This is a genomic window from Rhizobium sp. Root1220 (genome assembly GCF_001426265.1).
GTDB lineage: Bacteria > Pseudomonadota > Alphaproteobacteria > Rhizobiales > Rhizobiaceae > Rhizobium.
The window spans coordinates 76,004-91,857 of the sequence record NZ_LMDG01000033.1 but is presented as its reverse complement, the minus strand read 5'-3'; the positions used below and the strand labels follow the sequence as shown (position 1 = coordinate 91,857).

17 protein-coding genes are annotated in these 15,854 nt (G+C 60.9%); 9 read left to right on the top strand and 8 right to left on the bottom strand.

Annotated features, from left to right (window positions below; translation table 11 throughout):
- Both ASC90_RS19565 and ASC90_RS19560 read left to right on the top strand, forming a co-directional pair.
- Positions 1-423 (top strand): cupin domain-containing protein, encoded by a 423-nt coding sequence (locus ASC90_RS19565; RefSeq protein ID WP_056543942.1) that lies wholly within the window; start codon positions 1-3, stop codon positions 421-423.
- 76 nt (positions 424-499) lie between these two features.
- The gene (locus ASC90_RS19560) at positions 500-1,507 is read left to right on the top strand and encodes a mechanosensitive ion channel family protein (RefSeq protein WP_056543939.1); all 1,008 of its coding nucleotides are present in this window, start codon (positions 500-502) and stop codon (positions 1,505-1,507) included.
- On the opposite strand, the gene ASC90_RS19555 is transcribed toward ASC90_RS19560, so the two are convergent.
- Positions 1,490-1,978 (bottom strand): Rrf2 family transcriptional regulator, encoded by a 489-nt coding sequence (locus ASC90_RS19555; protein WP_056543936.1) that lies wholly within the window; start codon positions 1,976-1,978, stop codon positions 1,490-1,492. The genes ASC90_RS19560 and ASC90_RS19555 overlap by 18 nt on opposite strands.
- A 221-nt stretch (positions 1,979-2,199) precedes the next feature.
- Between ASC90_RS19555 and ASC90_RS19550 the strand changes: the two genes are divergently transcribed.
- Together ASC90_RS19550 and ASC90_RS19545 are read left to right on the top strand one after the other, a co-directional pair.
- The gene (locus ASC90_RS19550) at positions 2,200-3,804 is read left to right on the top strand and encodes an FAD-dependent monooxygenase (RefSeq protein ID WP_056543934.1); all 1,605 of its coding nucleotides are present in this window, start codon (positions 2,200-2,202) and stop codon (positions 3,802-3,804) included.
- A 73-nt stretch (positions 3,805-3,877) separates the two neighbouring features.
- Positions 3,878-4,180 carry a hypothetical protein gene (locus ASC90_RS19545; protein WP_244480426.1) on the top strand — a complete coding sequence of 101 codons (303 nt, stop codon included), beginning with the start codon at positions 3,878-3,880 and terminating at the stop codon, positions 4,178-4,180.
- A gap of 32 nt (positions 4,181-4,212) precedes the next feature.
- Here ASC90_RS19545 and ASC90_RS19540 read toward each other — a convergent pair whose 3' ends face one another.
- Together ASC90_RS19540 and ASC90_RS19535 are read right to left on the bottom strand one after the other, a co-directional pair.
- Entirely contained in the window at positions 4,213-5,532 is a 1,320-nt protein-coding gene (locus tag ASC90_RS19540; protein WP_056543927.1) for an ATP-binding protein, read from the bottom strand.
- Positions 5,529-6,269: a response regulator gene (locus ASC90_RS19535; RefSeq protein WP_056543923.1), complete on the bottom strand. Its 741-nt coding sequence runs from the start codon at positions 6,267-6,269 to the stop codon at positions 5,529-5,531. The genes ASC90_RS19540 and ASC90_RS19535 overlap by 4 nt, the downstream gene beginning before the upstream one ends.
- A gap of 397 nt (positions 6,270-6,666) precedes the next feature.
- On the opposite strand from ASC90_RS19535, the gene ASC90_RS19530 reads away from it, so the two are divergent.
- From ASC90_RS19530 to ASC90_RS19510, 5 genes are all read left to right on the top strand, one after another.
- Positions 6,667-8,439 (top strand): cytochrome c biogenesis protein CcdA, encoded by a 1,773-nt coding sequence (locus tag ASC90_RS19530; RefSeq protein WP_056543919.1) that lies wholly within the window; start codon positions 6,667-6,669, stop codon positions 8,437-8,439.
- A 10-nt stretch (positions 8,440-8,449) separates the two neighbouring features.
- Positions 8,450-9,190 carry a peptide-methionine (S)-S-oxide reductase MsrA gene (msrA, locus tag ASC90_RS19525; RefSeq protein WP_056543916.1) on the top strand — a complete coding sequence of 247 codons (741 nt, stop codon included), beginning with the start codon at positions 8,450-8,452 and terminating at the stop codon, positions 9,188-9,190.
- Between the two features lie 274 nt (positions 9,191-9,464).
- Entirely contained in the window at positions 9,465-9,881 is a 417-nt protein-coding gene (locus ASC90_RS19520) for an organic hydroperoxide resistance protein (RefSeq protein ID WP_056543913.1), read from the top strand.
- A 130-nt stretch (positions 9,882-10,011) separates the two neighbouring features.
- Positions 10,012-10,218: a hypothetical protein gene (locus ASC90_RS19515; RefSeq protein ID WP_056543910.1), complete on the top strand. Its 207-nt coding sequence runs from the start codon at positions 10,012-10,014 to the stop codon at positions 10,216-10,218.
- A gap of 110 nt (positions 10,219-10,328) precedes the next feature.
- Positions 10,329-11,654: an acetamidase/formamidase family protein gene (locus ASC90_RS19510; RefSeq protein ID WP_056543907.1), complete on the top strand. Its 1,326-nt coding sequence runs from the start codon at positions 10,329-10,331 to the stop codon at positions 11,652-11,654.
- A 57-nt stretch (positions 11,655-11,711) separates the two neighbouring features.
- On the opposite strand, the gene ASC90_RS19505 is transcribed toward ASC90_RS19510, so the two are convergent.
- The 5 genes from ASC90_RS19505 to ASC90_RS19485 form a co-directional block, all read right to left on the bottom strand.
- Positions 11,712-12,659 carry an AEC family transporter gene (locus ASC90_RS19505; RefSeq protein WP_056543903.1) on the bottom strand — a complete coding sequence of 316 codons (948 nt, stop codon included), beginning with the start codon at positions 12,657-12,659 and terminating at the stop codon, positions 11,712-11,714.
- Between the two features lie 307 nt (positions 12,660-12,966).
- The gene (locus ASC90_RS19500; RefSeq protein WP_056543901.1) at positions 12,967-13,200 is read right to left on the bottom strand and encodes a 4-oxalocrotonate tautomerase family protein; all 234 of its coding nucleotides are present in this window, start codon (positions 13,198-13,200) and stop codon (positions 12,967-12,969) included.
- Between the two features lie 33 nt (positions 13,201-13,233).
- Positions 13,234-13,869: a DsbA family protein gene (locus tag ASC90_RS19495; RefSeq protein WP_056543898.1), complete on the bottom strand. Its 636-nt coding sequence runs from the start codon at positions 13,867-13,869 to the stop codon at positions 13,234-13,236.
- 78 nt (positions 13,870-13,947) lie between these two features.
- Positions 13,948-14,661, bottom strand: coding sequence for an SDR family oxidoreductase (locus ASC90_RS19490; protein WP_056543895.1), 714 nt, complete (start codon positions 14,659-14,661; stop codon positions 13,948-13,950).
- A 140-nt stretch (positions 14,662-14,801) separates the two neighbouring features.
- Positions 14,802-15,734 (bottom strand): LysR family transcriptional regulator, encoded by a 933-nt coding sequence (locus ASC90_RS19485; RefSeq protein ID WP_056543892.1) that lies wholly within the window; start codon positions 15,732-15,734, stop codon positions 14,802-14,804.
- Positions 15,735-15,854 lie beyond the last annotated feature (120 nt).

Genomic DNA, 15,854 nt, shown 5'->3' with positions numbered 1-15,854 from the left:
ATGTTCAGGTCAATCATCGCCGCTTCTGTCATCGCGGCAGGACTGTGTGGAACCGCCGTCGCTCACGATGCGGCTGCCGATGACGCATCCAAAGTGACACTCGTCTACGAACACGAACTACCAAACGTTCCGGGCAAGAGCATCAAGGGTGTTCTGGTAGAATACGGACCGGGTGGTTTCTCGGACGCTCACACCCATCCGAATTCCGCCTTCATCTACGCCACGGTCCTGGAAGGCTCCATCCGCAGCCAGGTCAATGATGGTCCAGTGAAGACCTATCAGGCAGGGGAAAGCTTCTCGGAGATGCCTGGCGATCGCCATGGCGTCAGTGAGAATGGCAGCAAGACGCAGCCTGCCAAGTTGCTCGCAGTCTTCGTTGTCGATACCGGTGAGAAAGAACTCACCTATCCTATCAAGAAGTAGCATCTCGGTAGGGCCGGGTGCTGATTGCACACCGGCCCTCCGCTCAGGACCCAAACTGCCACGATTGGAAGCTGCCATGCTCGACCATGATTTGTTGCCGCTCGTGCTGATCAATCTCCTTGGGATTGCAGGCATTGCGATATGGCACTTGCAGGGTCGTAGCCGTCCGACGGCCAGGTTGATCGTCCAGATCCTTTTTTTTGCCGGCATGACGGCCGTCCTCGCACTTGCCGGCATCCTGCCGCATCGCGTCGACGATGATCACTTGCGGGGCGCAGCGGCATTCCTAGCGGTGTCCGCACGAGTGTTGTGGTGGACACACCTTGCCTGGTCGCTCATCGGTTTCGTACGCATCTACATCGTGCTTGAGCGGAGGCCGCAGGAGGCACGCCTGCTTCAGGATCTCATCGTTGCTGGCGTCTATCTCGGAGTAGCCCTGTCCATTCTGGGCTTCGTCTTCAAGGCTCCCATTGGCACCCTGGTTGCCACCTCCGGCGTGGTCGCCATCATCTTCGGTCTCGCGCTGCAGAACACGCTCGGCGACATATTTTCGGGTATCGCGCTGACATTGGGACGGCCTTTTGGCATTGGCGACTGGATCATGCTGGGCGATGGGACCGAGGGGAGGGTCATCGAGAACAACTGGCGCTCCACCTTCCTGCTCACCGGTGCACACAATGTCGTTGTCCTGCCCAACAGCGCCCTCGCGAAAATCGGGTTGACCAATCTCAGTCGTCCAGACGAGACGCATCAGATTGCGCTGCTCGTGCGCATTGCGGCAAGCCATAGGCCACAGGTCGTCGAGGAGGCCATGCAAGCCGCCCTGAAAGCTAGTACCCGAATCGTGCAGGACCCGCCGCCGATCGTCGCGCTCAAGGGGATCGACGCTGTGGCGATCGAGGTGGAGTTGCAGTTTCGCGTGACCAATCCGGCAGCCAGGACGCCAGCGCGCAACGAGGTGATCGATCTCGTTCACAGCCATTGCGGGCAGAGCGGCATTTCGCTTGCCATGCCGTCCCAGAGTCTGCTTTACGCATTGCCCGCAGCGGGCGACGTCAAACTGCGCTCATCCGGCCCGCTCTAGGACCCATTCGAAACTGCTCTTCCAGAGGTCAGCCGGAATATCCTTGGCCAGCGTCTCGACCAGATCCGACAGCCTGACGCTACGCAGCTTCTGGCGCCATGCCTCGTCCGCCTCCCACATGACGCGGGCAACCGCGCATGGACTGCTCTCGCAATATCCCGACGGCCGACAGGGGTTGTTGGCCCTGATATTGTTGCAGACAAAGGTTCGCGATTTTCCTTCCACGGCCTCGACGATATCAAGGAAAGTCAGCTCGGCCGGTGTCTTTGCCAATCGGTATCCGCCAGATGGCCCCAGCGAGGTATGGACGAAACCAGCTTGTGAAAGACTCTGCAAAGCCTTCGAAAGATATTCCTTCGGAAGGCCGTGGAACTCGGCCAGCGCTTTCGTTGAAAGGTAACGGCCGTCAGGCAGACCGGCGAGAATGGCGCAACAATGCAGTGCCCACTCGACTTGGCTTTTCAGGATCATCGATTGTTTCCACGCAAGATGCCGATCGTGCATCTATTAAGGATATTAAATATCTTTATTTTGTCGTCCTGTAAACAGGGACAACCTGAATGCGAGTGAGAATTGAGACTTTCACGTCCGGACGGCGTCGCAGGTTCAGGTGACCGGCCCCGAAGAGCCTCGTTTTTGCCATTGACACTTCGCCCGTCTGCATCTTTGAATGGCCAACCTGGGGAGACATCATGACCGACGTTCTGGTGGTGGGAGCAGGGCCCGTTGGGCTGACAATGGCAGCCGAACTCGCGCGCCACGGCGTACGTTGCCGCGTCATTGACCGGCTTTCCGAACCTCTGCCTTACTGCCGTGCCATCGGGGTGACGCCGCGTACTCTTGAGGTCTGGGACGACATGGGCATAGCCCGCGCGATGATCGACGCGGGCCTGTGGATCGAAGGCATGCGCTCCGTCGTCCAAGGCCATCCGCCCGGTGAAACGAGACATGAGCTCTCGGATCTGCCTTATGCAGAATTGGGTCTCCCGCAATATGAGACCGAACGCCTGCTTGCCGATCATCTGGGCGACTACGGTATCCGGGTTGAGCGCGGCGTGGCTCTGAGCGGGTTGACGCAGGAGGAAGAAGAGGTCGTCGTCCGGCTTGCGCGCGACGGAAATGAAGAGGAAGCACGCTTTCGCTACGTCATCGGTTGCGACGGGGCACACAGCGCCGTGCGGCGTGCGCTCGGCATCGGCTTTCCCGGCGAAGCGTTCCCCGTGATGTTCGCGCTCGGCGACGTCCACATCGACTGGGACCTGCCCCGGGGACTGGCGCTGCGGGCCCTGCGTCTCGTCGAGAATGGCCCTCCCGATATGTTCATCGCCATTCCGCTGCCGGAAAAGGGACGCTACCGTGTATCCATGCTTGCCCCAGCGGAACTTGATTCCGTGAACGGCACGGATCACGGCATCCAGTCGGAAACACGCGGGCCGCAACTGCGGCATATCCAGGCGGTAGCGGACAGCATTTTGCCCGACAAGCCGCAGATCGGCGATCTTCGTTGGTCGTCCACTTTCCGCATCAGCATGCGACTGGCCGATCGCTACCGCCAGGGACGCGTCTTCATTGCGGGCGATGCCGCTCATATCCACCCGCCGACCGGTGGGCAGGGTATGAATACGGGCATCCAGGACGCGTACAATCTGGCCTGGAAGCTGGCGCTTGTCCTCAAGGGAGCCGCATCCGACAGCTTCCTCGATAGCTATGAGGCGGAGCGTCGCCCTGTTGGGGCCGAAGTGGTGGAGCGCACAAGAGCGGCAAGCATTTCCTACGGGCGAGAGAAGGGCACAAAGCCTGACAGGTTGGCGGACACGCAGATTCTCGTCTCCTACCGAGGCGGTGCCTGGACGAGGGATGATGGGACGGATTTTGCCGACCCGATACCCGCTCCTGGCGATCGGGCTCCTGATGTCCAGGGGCTTCGTCGGCACAATGTCGGGTTTCCCTTGCGTCTCTTTGATATTTTGCGCGGCACCGAACACGTCTTCATCGCGCATCTGCCCGGCCCGGATGTAGGGGAGCAGATCACGCGTCTCGTGGCATTCGCTGAAAGTACGCGCAGCCGATGGGCTGGCCTTTGCCGGGTTGTGGCAATCGTTCCGGCTGATGCAGGCGATGTGCCAGAGTATGGATTTGCCGTCTACAGGGACGGTGATGGCGCATTTTCAGCCGCCTACGGCGACCGGGAGGCAGGCTTCCTCATCCGTCCCGATGGCTATGTCGGCTGGCGCGGCACGGCCCATCCTGCGTCGGGCCTGATGGACTATTGGGACAGCGTCTTTTTGCGCCGCTAGCGCTGCACGGCAGCCCACTGGCGTTCAGACGGTTACGATTTACTTTTTCAGGGATCTATTTTTGGAGGGCATCTTGCGTCATACAGCCCAGGCAATCGGACTTGTTTGTTTGCTGCTGACAACACCGTTGGCCCTGTCGACACCGGCGCAAGCGCTTGCGGTCAACATCACCGTAGGGACCAATCTCAACAATGGAAGATCGCTCTCGTGCCGCGAAGGGGAGTGGCGGCTGCGCGATCGCGGCTTCCGGGATGTGCAGCGCATCGACTGCCGCGGGCGTTTCTTCGTCTACCGTGCATGGAATGGGAGCCAACGCTTCGAGATCGCACTCAACAGTCGCAACGGCCGCGTAGCCGACATCCGCCGGCTGGGATGACGCGCGGCCGCCGGGGACTTTCCCCGCTGTCCTCAATTTATGGAGACCTCGGCAGACAGGCCGCCACCCTCGCGGTTCGCTAGTTTTAGCGAGCCGCCGATCGCCTGTGCCAGCTGCTGCGCAATTGCCAAGCCGAGTCCGGTGCCTCCGGTACCGCGGTTTCTGGATTGCTCAAGCCGGAAAAATGGCTGGAGCACCGCGTTGAGCTGGTCGTCGGGAATGCCTGCTCCCCGATCCAGCACGTAAATCTTGATCGTTCCCGAGGCGTCCTTTCGAACACAGATCTCGGCGGCGCCGCCAAACTTGATAGCGTTGTCGATGAGGTTGGTCAGGATGCGGCGCAACGCATGTGGGCGGGTGACGACGGCGCCGTCCACGGTATCGAGGATGGTGACCGGCTTGCCGGTATCCTGGTAGTCGTAGGCGAGGCTTTCGATAAATGAGCCGATGTCGATGCGCGAGGATTTCTCGATCTTGCCATGCGCACTTCGCGCGTAGTCGATACCCTCGTTGATCAGGTGTTCGATTTCGGCGAGATCTTGAACCAGCTTGTCCTTTTCAGGCGAATCCTCGGCAATCTCGGCGCGGAGCTTCATTCTGGTGATCGGCGTTTGAAGATCGTGGGATATCGCCGCGAGGATTTGCACGCGCTCTTCGAGATACTGCGCGATCCGCTCGCGCATCGCATTGAACGCAACGGCCGCGTTCGCCACTTCGCGCGGGCCGCTTTCCCTGAGGGGCGGGGTGGCCTTGTTTGGATCCAATGCGTTTGCTGCATCGGCAAGATCGACCAGCGGCCGGATCGCCACGCGAACGGCAAACCAGCTGCAAAGCACAAGCAGCAGCAGTTGCGCCAGCAGCACATAAGGCAGCCAGTGTGCCAGCGGCATGATTGTCGGATAGATGTCGATCGTCAGCGGTTGCCCGTCGCTCAGTGTCAGGTGCGCTTGCAGGCGTTGCACAGGCCCGGGGATCGACTCGACAGTTACCGGGAACTGATTGCCGACCGCATCGCGGATCGTCCGTCCCATCGCGGCACCCAAGCCGGTCATGTCGGGCACACCGGGTAGTCCGGTTCCGAGAATATAGCGATAGGTCCGCCGATCGAGCTCCGATACCCAATCCGACCTTTCGTTTGCCGGCAGGTGATCGAGCAGTGCCACAGCGGTCGTCACGTCCTTGTCGAGGTTGCCGAGCAGCATTGTCTCGAACGAATTGTATCGCTCGGAAAACAGCACAGCGAAGGACAGGCCATAGGCGATGACGAGCGTCGCGAGGAAAATCAGGAAGAGCCGCGCACCCAATGTCGCGGGCCATTGCCTGAACGCGTGGCGGGCAGTCCCGGAGGTCACGCGCGAAACTCCGAAATCTGAACCGACATGGAGAAGACGTAGCCCTCGCTGCGCACGGTCTTGATGTAGGCGGGTTCGCGTGCATCGTCCCGCAGGCGCTGGCGAAGCCTGCTGACCAACAGATCGATCGATCGATCGAACAGTTCAGCCTCGCGCCCCTGGGTAAGGTTCAGAAGCTGGTCGCGATTGAGCACGCGCTGCGGATGGTCGATGAACACCCGAAGCAGGCGATATTCCGCTCCACTCAGCGCAACAGTCGTTCCTTCCTTGTCCAGCAGATGCCGGCCGGACGTATCGAGCTTCCAGTCCCCGAAGCTCAGAAGCTGCCCGACTTCGGTGATCTGCAAGTTGGGCGGAAGCATGCGGGTTCGGCGGAGAACAGCGTTGATACGGGCAAGCAGCTCGCGGGCCGAAAATGGCTTTGCCAGGTAGTCGTCCGCCCCCATCTCCAGGCCGATGATGCGGTCTGTCTCGTCGCTTCGGGCTGTGAGCATCAGGATTGGCGTGGTCTTGTGTTTCCCGGCTCGCAACTCGCGGCACAGCACCAGTCCGTCATCTCCCGGCATCATGATGTCGAGGACAATGAGGTCGAACGTGTCTGTCTCGATCAGGGTCCGCATGTGCCGTCCGTCTGGTGCGACGGTTACGCGCAAGCCGTTCTTCTTCAGATAGGTCGACACGAGTTCGCGTATTTCACGATCATCATCGACGATCAGGATGTGATCTACGTGATCCATTGCGGGAAGTCCTCATTTTCAATTTCAAATCTCTAGCAGCAATTTGGGGGCCGCGCTCCAGGGCGGCTGCGGACAATTGTAAGCAATTGTACCGGGAGAGCTGCCAGATACAATGCGGGACCAAATTGTCGCGTCCTCATCGTAAGCACAAGATTCTCGTAGTCGGCGCGATGACCTTTGCGTGTTCCTGCTCTGGCTCGGCGCGGCGTGAAAAATGGCCGGTTCCAGTCAAATTTCTCGTATCCCAGTGTACTGAGGCGTCGCGAGCGTACAATTCGTTACACTTCGGCTCGATCGGTACACATCCCGGATACGTCTCTCCACCATTGACATCGCCAACGGCAATTCGCGCGCTTCGGCGCCGAGGCGCTCGGTGTCTTTGTCAAAGGAGAACAACATGACGCTGCTTGTCATTGCCTACCTCGGGGGTGTGCTGACAATCCTCAGTCCGTGCATTCTTCCCGTTCTGCCGTTCGTCTTCGCGCGTGCGGGACAACCCTTTCTTAAGGGAACGGTGCCCATGCTCGCCGGCATGGCGCTGACCTTCGCGGCTGTGGCGACGCTTGCCGCTGTGGGTGGCAGTTGGGTCATCCACGCAAACGAGTATGGCCGCTATATCGCGCTCGCGCTGCTGGCGGTTTTTGGCGTAACGCTTGTCTCGCCAACCATTGCGGCAAGACTGACGCAGCCCGTTGTTGCATTTGGCGATAATCTCTCGCGATCGGTCGACGGTCACAAGTCTGTTCCCACAGCCGGAAGTTCTCTTGTTCTCGGGGTAGCAACCGGCCTGCTCTGGGCTCCGTGCGCCGGCCCGATCCTGGGTCTCGTCCTGACCGGTGCTGCACTCCAGGGTGCCAATGTCCAGACAACGCTGCTGCTTCTGGCCTATGCCGGTGGAGCCGTGACCTCGCTCGCCGTCGCTCTTCTGATCGGTGGCCGGATTTTCGCCCGGATGAAGCAATCGCTGGGAACCAGCGAGCGGATGCGCCAGGGCGTCGGGGTTGCCGTCCTCGCTGGCGTGGCGTCAATCGCGCTTGGTCTCGACACGGGCGTGCTTGCGAGCTTCTCCTACGCAAGCACCACCCGGGTCGAGCAGGCTCTTGTCGACAAGCTCGATATCACGCGGCGGGACGCAGGCACGCTGGTCGCCAGCAACAGCATGACGCTCGCGGCAAACGACGCGCGTCGCAACGTCGAAAGCGATCTTCCGGTCGAGGGCAGGATCCCCTCATTGGACGGCGCGGTCGAATGGCTCAACTCTGCACCGCTCACCGCCGAGCAGCTGCGGGGCAAGGTCGTGCTGGTCGATTTCTGGACCTACTCCTGCATCAACTGCATTCGGACCATTCCTTACGTTCGCGCCTGGGCCGAAAAGTACAAGGATCAGGGTCTCGTGGTGATCGGCGTGCACTCGCCCGAATTCGCCTTCGAGAAGAAAATCGACAACGTCAAGGATGCCCTCAAGAACTTCGATATCGGATACCCGGTCGCCGTCGACAACAACTTCAAGATCTGGCGTGCCTTCGACAACAGCTACTGGCCGGCCCACTACTTCATCGATGCCAAGGGCCAGATCAGATATCACCACTTCGGCGAAGGAGACTATGAACGGTCCGAAGAGGTCATTCAGGAATTGCTGGCCGAGGCCAATGGCCAGAAGACGGCGAGCGAGCTGATCAAGCCGGACGCAAGTGGTGCCGAGGCTGCCGCCGACTTTGGCAACGTTCGCTCGCCCGAGACATATGTAGGCTACAAGCAGGCCACCAACTTCGTGTCGGGCGAACCGGTGAAGCCCGATGCGCCTCAGGTCTATACGACAACCCCGCCGGCGCTCAATCAGTGGGCGCTCTCCGGCAACTGGACCGTTGAAGCGGAGCAAGCGACGCTCAACCAGCCCGACGGCGGAATAGTCTTTCGCTTCAGCGCACGCGATCTTCATCTCGTGCTTGGGCCGAATGCGTCCGGAAAGCCTGTTCGCTTCAAGGTGACTGTCGACGGCAAACCGCCGGGAAACGATCACGGCGCCGACATCGACGCCGCGGGCAACGGAGCGGTCACCGACACGCGTCTCTATCAACTGGTGCGCCAGGCAGATGGGGTGAAGGAGCGGGATTTCGAGATCCGGTTCCTCGACCCGGGAGTCGAGGCGTTCGTCTTCACGTTTGGATAAGGAGCTACCAATGACAAACGCATCGAAATCAAAGATCTTCCGTCGCGTCGGGCCGGTGCAGGCCTTGCTCTTTGCGGGTGGTGTCGCGGGTCTGCTTTGCGCGGCAGTGCTCGGAAGCGCAACCTCGGCGGCAGAAGAGCCGCGGCGTGTGCCCGCTGCCCGACATGACGTGGCGCAGGCCGAAGGCGTGCAGACCGCGATTTTCGCGGGCGGATGCTTCTGGGGCGTTCAAGGTGTTTTCCAGCACGTCAAGGGCGTGACCAACGCCACCTCGGGTTATGCCGGTGGAGCGGCCGAAACCGCAAGCTACGAGATGACGGAGACCGGGACTACCGGTCACGCGGAGGCCGTGAAAGTGACTTTCGATCCCCGGTTGATCACATACGGAAAACTCCTGCAGATCTTCTTTTCTGCAGCTCACGACCCGACGGAAATCGACCGGCAGGGCGCTGATGTCGGGACCCAATACCGCTCGGCAATTTTTCCAGTGAACAAGGAGCAGGCAACGGTAGCTGCCGAGTATATCGAGCAGCTGGATCGAGGCGGCGTCTTCGCAAACAGGATTGCGACCAAGATCGAGACCGGCAAGCAATTCTACGACGCCGAGGCGTATCACCAGGACTTCATGTTCAACAATCCGACCCACCCTTACATCATTGCCGCGGAAGAACCGAGGGTCCAGGCTCTGGGAAGCTTGTTTCCGGAAGTCTTTGCGGTGAAGCCGGTGCTGGTTGCCGATACCAGGGGATAGGGCCAGCGCCCGACCGCCCGCGCTGCGGTGTGCTCGATATTGCACACGAACAATGGAGGGTGCCTCGCAACGCTGCGCGGCACTTTCTGTCTCTACGGACCGGCCGGAGTGGGTGGGTTGGCAGAGCCCCAGGCGGCTGCATTTTGCCCCTACACTGCGTTACACTTCAGCAAAATCCCGACACATCCGAGATACGTCGATGCCGCCATATGTGGCCAATGGCTGGTGTTCGGCCATTGCGCCCCGGCGCTCTGAACCACGTGAGGAGACAACAATGACTCAGATTGACAAGGTAATTTACACCGGCAAGACGCATACGACGGGTGGCCGCGACGGATCATCGCGCAGCTCCGACGGCCGCCTTGACATCAAGCTTTCGTCACCGGGCACGCCGGGCGCCGGCACGAACCCCGAGCAGCTGTTTGCTGCTGGATGGTCCGCATGCTTCATCGGCGCGATCGGCTTTGCTGCCGGTGGTTTGAAGGTTGCCCTTCCTGCCGGCTTGGCGGTCGATGCCGAGGTAGACCTGGGTAGCGGTGCAGGCGGTTACGCCCTGCAGGCGCGTCTCAACGTAAGTCTGCCGGGCATTGATCGCGAGGTCGCACAGGCAATCGTTGATGCCGCGCATCAGACCTGCCCGTATTCGAAGGCGACGCGCGGGAACATCAACGTCGAGATCAACCTCGTCTAACCGGCCCTGGCCGGCGGGACAGATATCCGTCTCGCTGACCCGACCGGATCGCTCCAAGCGCGGCAAACCCTTGTTTTCGGGATGCTGCGCTTTCGAGCGGGTTCCGAACAGTCAGAAAAGGAGTTTGACCATGCGGTTCGCAATCATCGGCTTTGCGTCGTTGTCCCTGTTTGCATTCCCATGCGCTTGGGACACAGGTCAGGACGAGGCATCCGCTGCAGCAGTAGCGATCGTGCGGTCGGTTCTGCCCGATACTGCGGCGAAGAATCCCGGACCCAAGCCACCCGTGTCACTGCAGCACGCTGCCGCGTTCGGTGCGCTCGGTCTCGCTTATTGACAGAGACTGGAATTCCGGCCCTTGCCGACAGTGCCCCCACGCCCAAAGTCTAGACTGCCTGCCGGAATTGCAGCGGCACGTGCGTGCAGTCATCTTGAGGAGAGAGTGTCATGACTGACAATGTGAAACAGAGCAGCGTGACGGCGCGCCGTACCGTCTTCGTCAACGAACTCACCAACGGTATCCTTGATCCCAACGCGCCGATGCTTGGGCCGGTCGCGGATGGAGGCACGATCATTGCCAATACGGCGCCCGGCTGCTGGGGGCCGATGATCACTCCGGAAATCCGCGGCGGGCATGAGGTCACTCGGCCGGTTGCGGTCGAGGGCGCAGAGGTCGGCGATGCGATCGCGATCCGGATCAGGTCCCTGGTCGTGACGTCATCGGCCACCGCGTCCGGCAACGACAAGGTCATGGCCGGTCGTTTCAATGGTGACCCCTTTTGTGCTGCCGTATGTCCGGGTTGCGGGACGGAATGGCCGCGCACCGGGGTGGAGGGCATCGGCGAGACGTCGATCCGTTGCGTGAAGTGCGGGGCGGATGCAACGCCTTTTACCTTTACAAACGGTTACACGATTGCCTTCGATGACCGCCGGCAGGTCGGGCTTACCGTCGGCAAGGCGGAAGCCGAAGCAATGGCCGTGGATGCCGAGGCGCTGATGGCTTTGCCGGATGCGTCGATCCAGAACCCGATCCTGAAGTTTGCCCAAGCTGACATCGTCGGTGTCGCTACGCGCCTGCGGCCGTTCCTGGGCCAATTGGGTACGACACCGTCGCGTGCCATGCCGGACTCCCACAATGCCGGCGATTTTGGCGCCTTCCTTCTCGGTGCCTCCCACATCTACTCGATGACGCCGGAAGAGCTGGCCCGTCACAAGACCGACGGGCATCTCGATGTGAATACGGTCCGGGAGGGCGCTGTCCTGATTTGCCCCGTCAAGGTCAAGGGCGGCGGCATCTACATGGGTGACATGCACGCTCTTCAGGGTGACGGCGAGATTGCCGGCCATACCTGCGATGTCGCTGGAACGGTCACATTGGAAGTGACTGTCATCAAGGGCCTCAACATCGACGGACCCATCCTTTTCCCCGTGGCGGATGACATTCCCTTCCTTGCCCGCCCGCTGAACCAGGACGAGCGGCGCGTGGCACACGCACTCGCCCGAAAGCACGGCGTCAAGGAGGTCGAGGAGAACGCTCCAGTTACCTTCATTGGCACGGGACCAAGCCTCAACGAGGCAACCGACAACGGCCTGAAGCGTGCCGCCGATCTCCTCGACCTCAGCGTTCCCGAGGTCATGAACCGAGCCACGATGGCAGGAGCGATAGAGATCGGCCGACATCCCGGTGTCGTTCGCGTTACGCTGCGTGTATCGCTGAAGACGCTGGACCGGAAGCGGCTCGGTGACTTCGCAAGAGGTCTCTACGGACTGTGAACCCCAACCAAGATTTCGCTGCCCCTGACGACCGACTGCCGGGGGCCGCGGCCTCTTTCAAGACTGCAGAAAGCGCGCGGTGGCGACCCCAGCGCTGATGGTGACAATGCTTACGAGCACGCTGATAATCGTGCTGCCGGCGGCCTTTTCGCTATAGGTGTTTCTTGCCACCGCAATTGCGGAGACTTCGGCGGCGGTCGGCAGGACGCCAAGCAGGAACACCTGCGCCAGTTGGGGTCCCCTCAGGCCAAGCGCGTAGGCGACGAAGAGAATGACGATCGGCTGAATCACATTCTTGACGAAGACGTTGAACGCGATCTCGCCATCCAGCCGCAGCGGAATTGCGGACAAGATCAGCCCCAGGGCAAAAAGTGCCGTTCCGCCGGCTGCCACACCGACCTCGTTGGCCGACGTGACTGCCAGCTGCGGCAACTTCACCCCCAATACAGCCAACAAGGCGCCGGTGATGGGAAGAACCAGGAGAGGTTGGCGCAGGGCATGGAGCACCGCTCCTGTGAAATTCACCTTGTGCGCCTCCTCGGTAGCGTTTCGCGTCATGATGATCAGGGCGATCGGCACGATGACCAGGGCGGCCACGAGATTGCCGGTGACAACCATGAGAAGAGCGGAACTGCCGACCGAGGCGATCAAAACCGGCGGGCCGCAGTAGGAGATATTCGGGAACGAGCACGTCAATGCCTGAACGGCGCTGTCAGCCCGGTTGTGATGAAATAGGTGTTGCCCGCCAAGCCAGCCCATCAGGAAGGTCAGCCCAAATCCGGCCAGCAGGGCCAGCAAGGTCCTGAGATCGAAGATGTCGCGCGGGTTTGCCTTTGTGGCAGCGATGAACAACGCGATAGGCAGCGCGAACAGCACGACAAACCTTGCGAGCGCGCGCCCGTATTCCGTTGGCATGATCTTGGCTCTGCCGGCTGTCCACCCCAGAAACACACAGAAGCAGATAGGCGCAAGCGCCTGGGCTATGGTTTGCGCCATGCCGTACATCGATGACCTTCCTCTTCGCTGGCGAGGTTGACGCGGACGATCTTGAGGTCGCCACGCGCCGGCCATCGGGCTGCTGCGGTAAGCTAGCCATCTAGCGCGCGTCGGGCGGAAGCGAATGACCGGTCACTTCGGTTTGATAGGAAGAGGTCAGAACCGGCTGCTGCGAGGCGAAATGCCGCAATCCGCGCCCGCGCAATATCGTCGGATGACCCGCGAGGTCGTTGAAGCGCGGATTCTTGCGCGGGCCTGGTCGATATCGACGACCATGCGACTTCGGGCGCGCGCCGCATGGCGCGCGCCCGAAGCATTACTTGGCTTGCGCCTTCACCTTGCGATATTCCGCCGTGGGCATTCCACCCCAGCCCCAATTTTCGAGTTCCACCTCTTCAATGACCACGTAGGTCGATTCAAGTGGCTTGTTGAGGACATCCAGAAGTAGTTCGCTCACTCCCTTGATCAGAGCAGCTTTCTCCGAGGCCGAAACCGAGTTGCGCTCGGGCGAGGTCCCCTCGCGGGTCACCTGGATCGTTACCATAGGCATTGCAGTTTCCTTTCCTTGAGGGTCGTGAGTGGACTAGGCGGCGATTAGCTTGCGCAGGTCCCGTTCCAGCGAGTCGATCTGGGCGTATCCCGTCCCAACTGGATGGAGCCTGTCATTTCGGTGCAGAAACAGTGCTGGAAAGCTTGTCACGCCCATAGACCGAGCCCTTGCAAACTCGGCGGAGGCGGCTCTGATCGTGCTCGGTTCGCGCCACGCTGCGAGGAATTCGGCTGCGCTCACAGCGTAGCCAATTTCGCTCAACACGTCAGCCCCGACCTTGGCCAAAACGCTGCCGTCGGTGGTATCAAGGGCATCGACGTAGAACGCATGCTGGAAAGCACGCAGGACCTTCAGCAAGTCGGCCTTCGGTGCAAGAATACCCGCCGTTACAACCGCGCGGCAGACCGGCTCGGTATCGTAGACGAAGCCTTTGCGCGACATCAGCCCTTCTCGGTTGAACGGCACGCCGCTGGCCTGTTCGACTTTTGCCCAATGGTGCAGGCGAAACTGCTTTCCCGCGTCGTCCAGCACATCCGTCCCGCCGGCCCGCAGGCCGCCCATGACGACTTCCAGTTCCATTTCTGGGTGACGCTGCTGTAGCTCAGTCATTTCCTTCGTGAAGCCATAGCACCACGAGCACATCGGGTCGGCAACAAGGGTCAATTTCATTGGTTTTCTCGTTTGTTGTTTCGGCGGTCGGTTGACGGCGGCGACGGTCCGGTGATTGGCCGGACCGTCCTTGGCCTGTTACCAGCGTCCGGCGTTCTGGCCGCCGTCGACGTGGAGAATCTCGCCGGTCACGAACTGCGCCTTCTCGAGGTACAGCACAGCATCGACGATATCGCTGATCTCGCCCATGCGGCCGACGGGATGCAGCGTCGACATCGTCGCATGCGTCTCCTCAGGGTGCATCGGGGTCTTGATGATCCCCGGCGAGACGGCGTTGACGCGAACGCCGGTCTTGGCGAACTCGATGGCCAGTGACTTCGTCACGGCGTTCAGGCCGCCCTTGGTCAGCGAGGCAAGCGCCGAGGGCACACCTGCGATCGGCTGATCGGCGAGGCTGGTGGTGATGCTGACGATATGCCCGGAGCCCTGCTTCAGCATCGCGGCTGCCGCGCGCTGTGTAATGTGGAAAAAGCCGGCGACATTCACCGACATGTTGTAAGCATAGTCTTCTTCGGTGAACTCGGTGAACGGCTTGGCAGTGAAGACGCCGGCATTGTTGACCAGTGAATCGATGCGGCCGAAGCGTTCAAGACCTTCGCGTACGATGCGATCGGCGGTTTCAGGATTGCTGATATCGCCCGGTACGGCGAGAATGTCCGCATCGCCGCTGGCCTGGATCGACCGGGAGTTGGCGATGACGCGGTAGTTGCGTTCGCGGTAGGCGCGAACCAAGCCAGCGCCAATCCCCTGGGATGCGCCGGTAATGATGACAACCTTCTGTTCGGTGCTCATGATGTGATCCTCTGTCAATTGCCACGGTCGACATTTGCGGCCGTCCGACGCCCTCGGCGCCAGTGCAATGAACATAGATAAAACCGAACGGCGCTTGAATACGCAGCTATTGGCAGACACTCAACCGATATTCGGGATAATCATCCCAGCACTGCGGCGTCTGCCGCCATGCGCGCGAACTCGGAGCGTAGGCGTGGTGCCGCAAAGTCCACGAAGGCCCGCACTTTGGGAACCGATATTCGGCCGTGCGGCGTCAGGAGGAATACCGGAAGAGGCGGATGCTCTGCGTTCGCCAGGATGATCTTCAGCCGTCCGTCCCTGACATGATCCGCCACATGATAGGAATAGAGCCGGGTCAGGCCGCGTCCCGCCAGCGTGGAGGCGACGGCGGCGCGAACGGTATTGACGACGAGCCTTGGCGCAAACTGGACCGTCCGGGGAATGCTCGAGCTGCTCGGCGGGGTGAAACTCCACGAGTCGAGGCCGAAATTGGTGAAGGCCACGATCTGATGTCTCGCAAGGTCCGATGGCTCGTTGATCTTTGGATGTTCTGCGAGGTAGCGCGGCGAGGCCACGATGACACGGCGCACGTCGCCGCCGATGCGGGTCGAGATGAGCGACGAATCCGGTAGAAGCCCGATTCGCAGCGCGATATCGACGCCTTCGTCGACCAGGTTGACGGCGCGATCGAGCAGAAGAAGGCGCGCCGACACGGTGGGATGGAGATCAAGGAAATCGTCCAGGATCGGCCGCAGAACCTCTTCGCCACTGATAGGCGGAGCGGACAATGTCAGAGTACCGTGAGGAACCGACCGCTCGCCGCCGGCAAGCATGTCGGCTTCCTCCAGTTCGGCCAGCACGCGCCGGCAGGCAACCGCGTAGCGTTCGCCCGCTTCGCTCAGTTTGATCGACCGCGTCGTTCGGTGGAGCAGTTCCGCTCCGACATGCGCTTCCAGAAATGCGAGAGCGCGGCTGACCGCCGTTGGTGAACGTTTCAGCCGCCTGCTGGCGCCCGCAAGGCTACCCTCGTCCAGGGCGGTGATGAACACCTTCATTGCGTCGATGCGATCCATGGCTCTGCCGCGTTCCGGGATACTGGATGTCGTATCGTAGCCATTCAATACGAAGGCGGCAATAAGCCAGTGCTAGACGCTCTGTCATGCTGCGGGTCAGCCCTCTGCCTCGATCCGCTG

Coding starts and splice junctions, on each gene's coding strand:
- ASC90_RS19515 (WP_056543910.1), top strand. CDS start 10,012: ATGCGGTTCGCAATCATCGGCTTTGCGTCGTTGTCCCTGTTTGCATTC.
- ASC90_RS19505 (WP_056543903.1), bottom strand. CDS start 12,659: ATGTACGGCATGGCGCAAACCATAGCCCAGGCGCTTGCGCCTATCTGC.
- ASC90_RS19550 (WP_056543934.1), top strand. CDS start 2,200: ATGACCGACGTTCTGGTGGTGGGAGCAGGGCCCGTTGGGCTGACAATG.
- ASC90_RS19500 (WP_056543901.1), bottom strand. CDS start 13,200: ATGCCTATGGTAACGATCCAGGTGACCCGCGAGGGGACCTCGCCCGAG.
- msrA (WP_056543916.1), top strand. CDS start 8,450: ATGACAAACGCATCGAAATCAAAGATCTTCCGTCGCGTCGGGCCGGTG.
- ASC90_RS19520 (WP_056543913.1), top strand. CDS start 9,465: ATGACTCAGATTGACAAGGTAATTTACACCGGCAAGACGCATACGACG.
- ASC90_RS19535 (WP_056543923.1), bottom strand. CDS start 6,269: ATGGATCACGTAGATCACATCCTGATCGTCGATGATGATCGTGAAATA.
- ASC90_RS19555 (WP_056543936.1), bottom strand. CDS start 1,978: ATGATCCTGAAAAGCCAAGTCGAGTGGGCACTGCATTGTTGCGCCATT.
- ASC90_RS19495 (WP_056543898.1), bottom strand. CDS start 13,869: ATGAAATTGACCCTTGTTGCCGACCCGATGTGCTCGTGGTGCTATGGC.
- ASC90_RS19510 (WP_056543907.1), top strand. CDS start 10,329: ATGACTGACAATGTGAAACAGAGCAGCGTGACGGCGCGCCGTACCGTC.
- ASC90_RS19530 (WP_056543919.1), top strand. CDS start 6,667: ATGACGCTGCTTGTCATTGCCTACCTCGGGGGTGTGCTGACAATCCTC.
- ASC90_RS19560 (WP_056543939.1), top strand. CDS start 500: ATGCTCGACCATGATTTGTTGCCGCTCGTGCTGATCAATCTCCTTGGG.
- ASC90_RS19565 (WP_056543942.1), top strand. CDS start 1: ATGTTCAGGTCAATCATCGCCGCTTCTGTCATCGCGGCAGGACTGTGT.
- ASC90_RS19490 (WP_056543895.1), bottom strand. CDS start 14,661: ATGAGCACCGAACAGAAGGTTGTCATCATTACCGGCGCATCCCAGGGG.
- ASC90_RS19485 (WP_056543892.1), bottom strand. CDS start 15,734: ATGGATCGCATCGACGCAATGAAGGTGTTCATCACCGCCCTGGACGAG.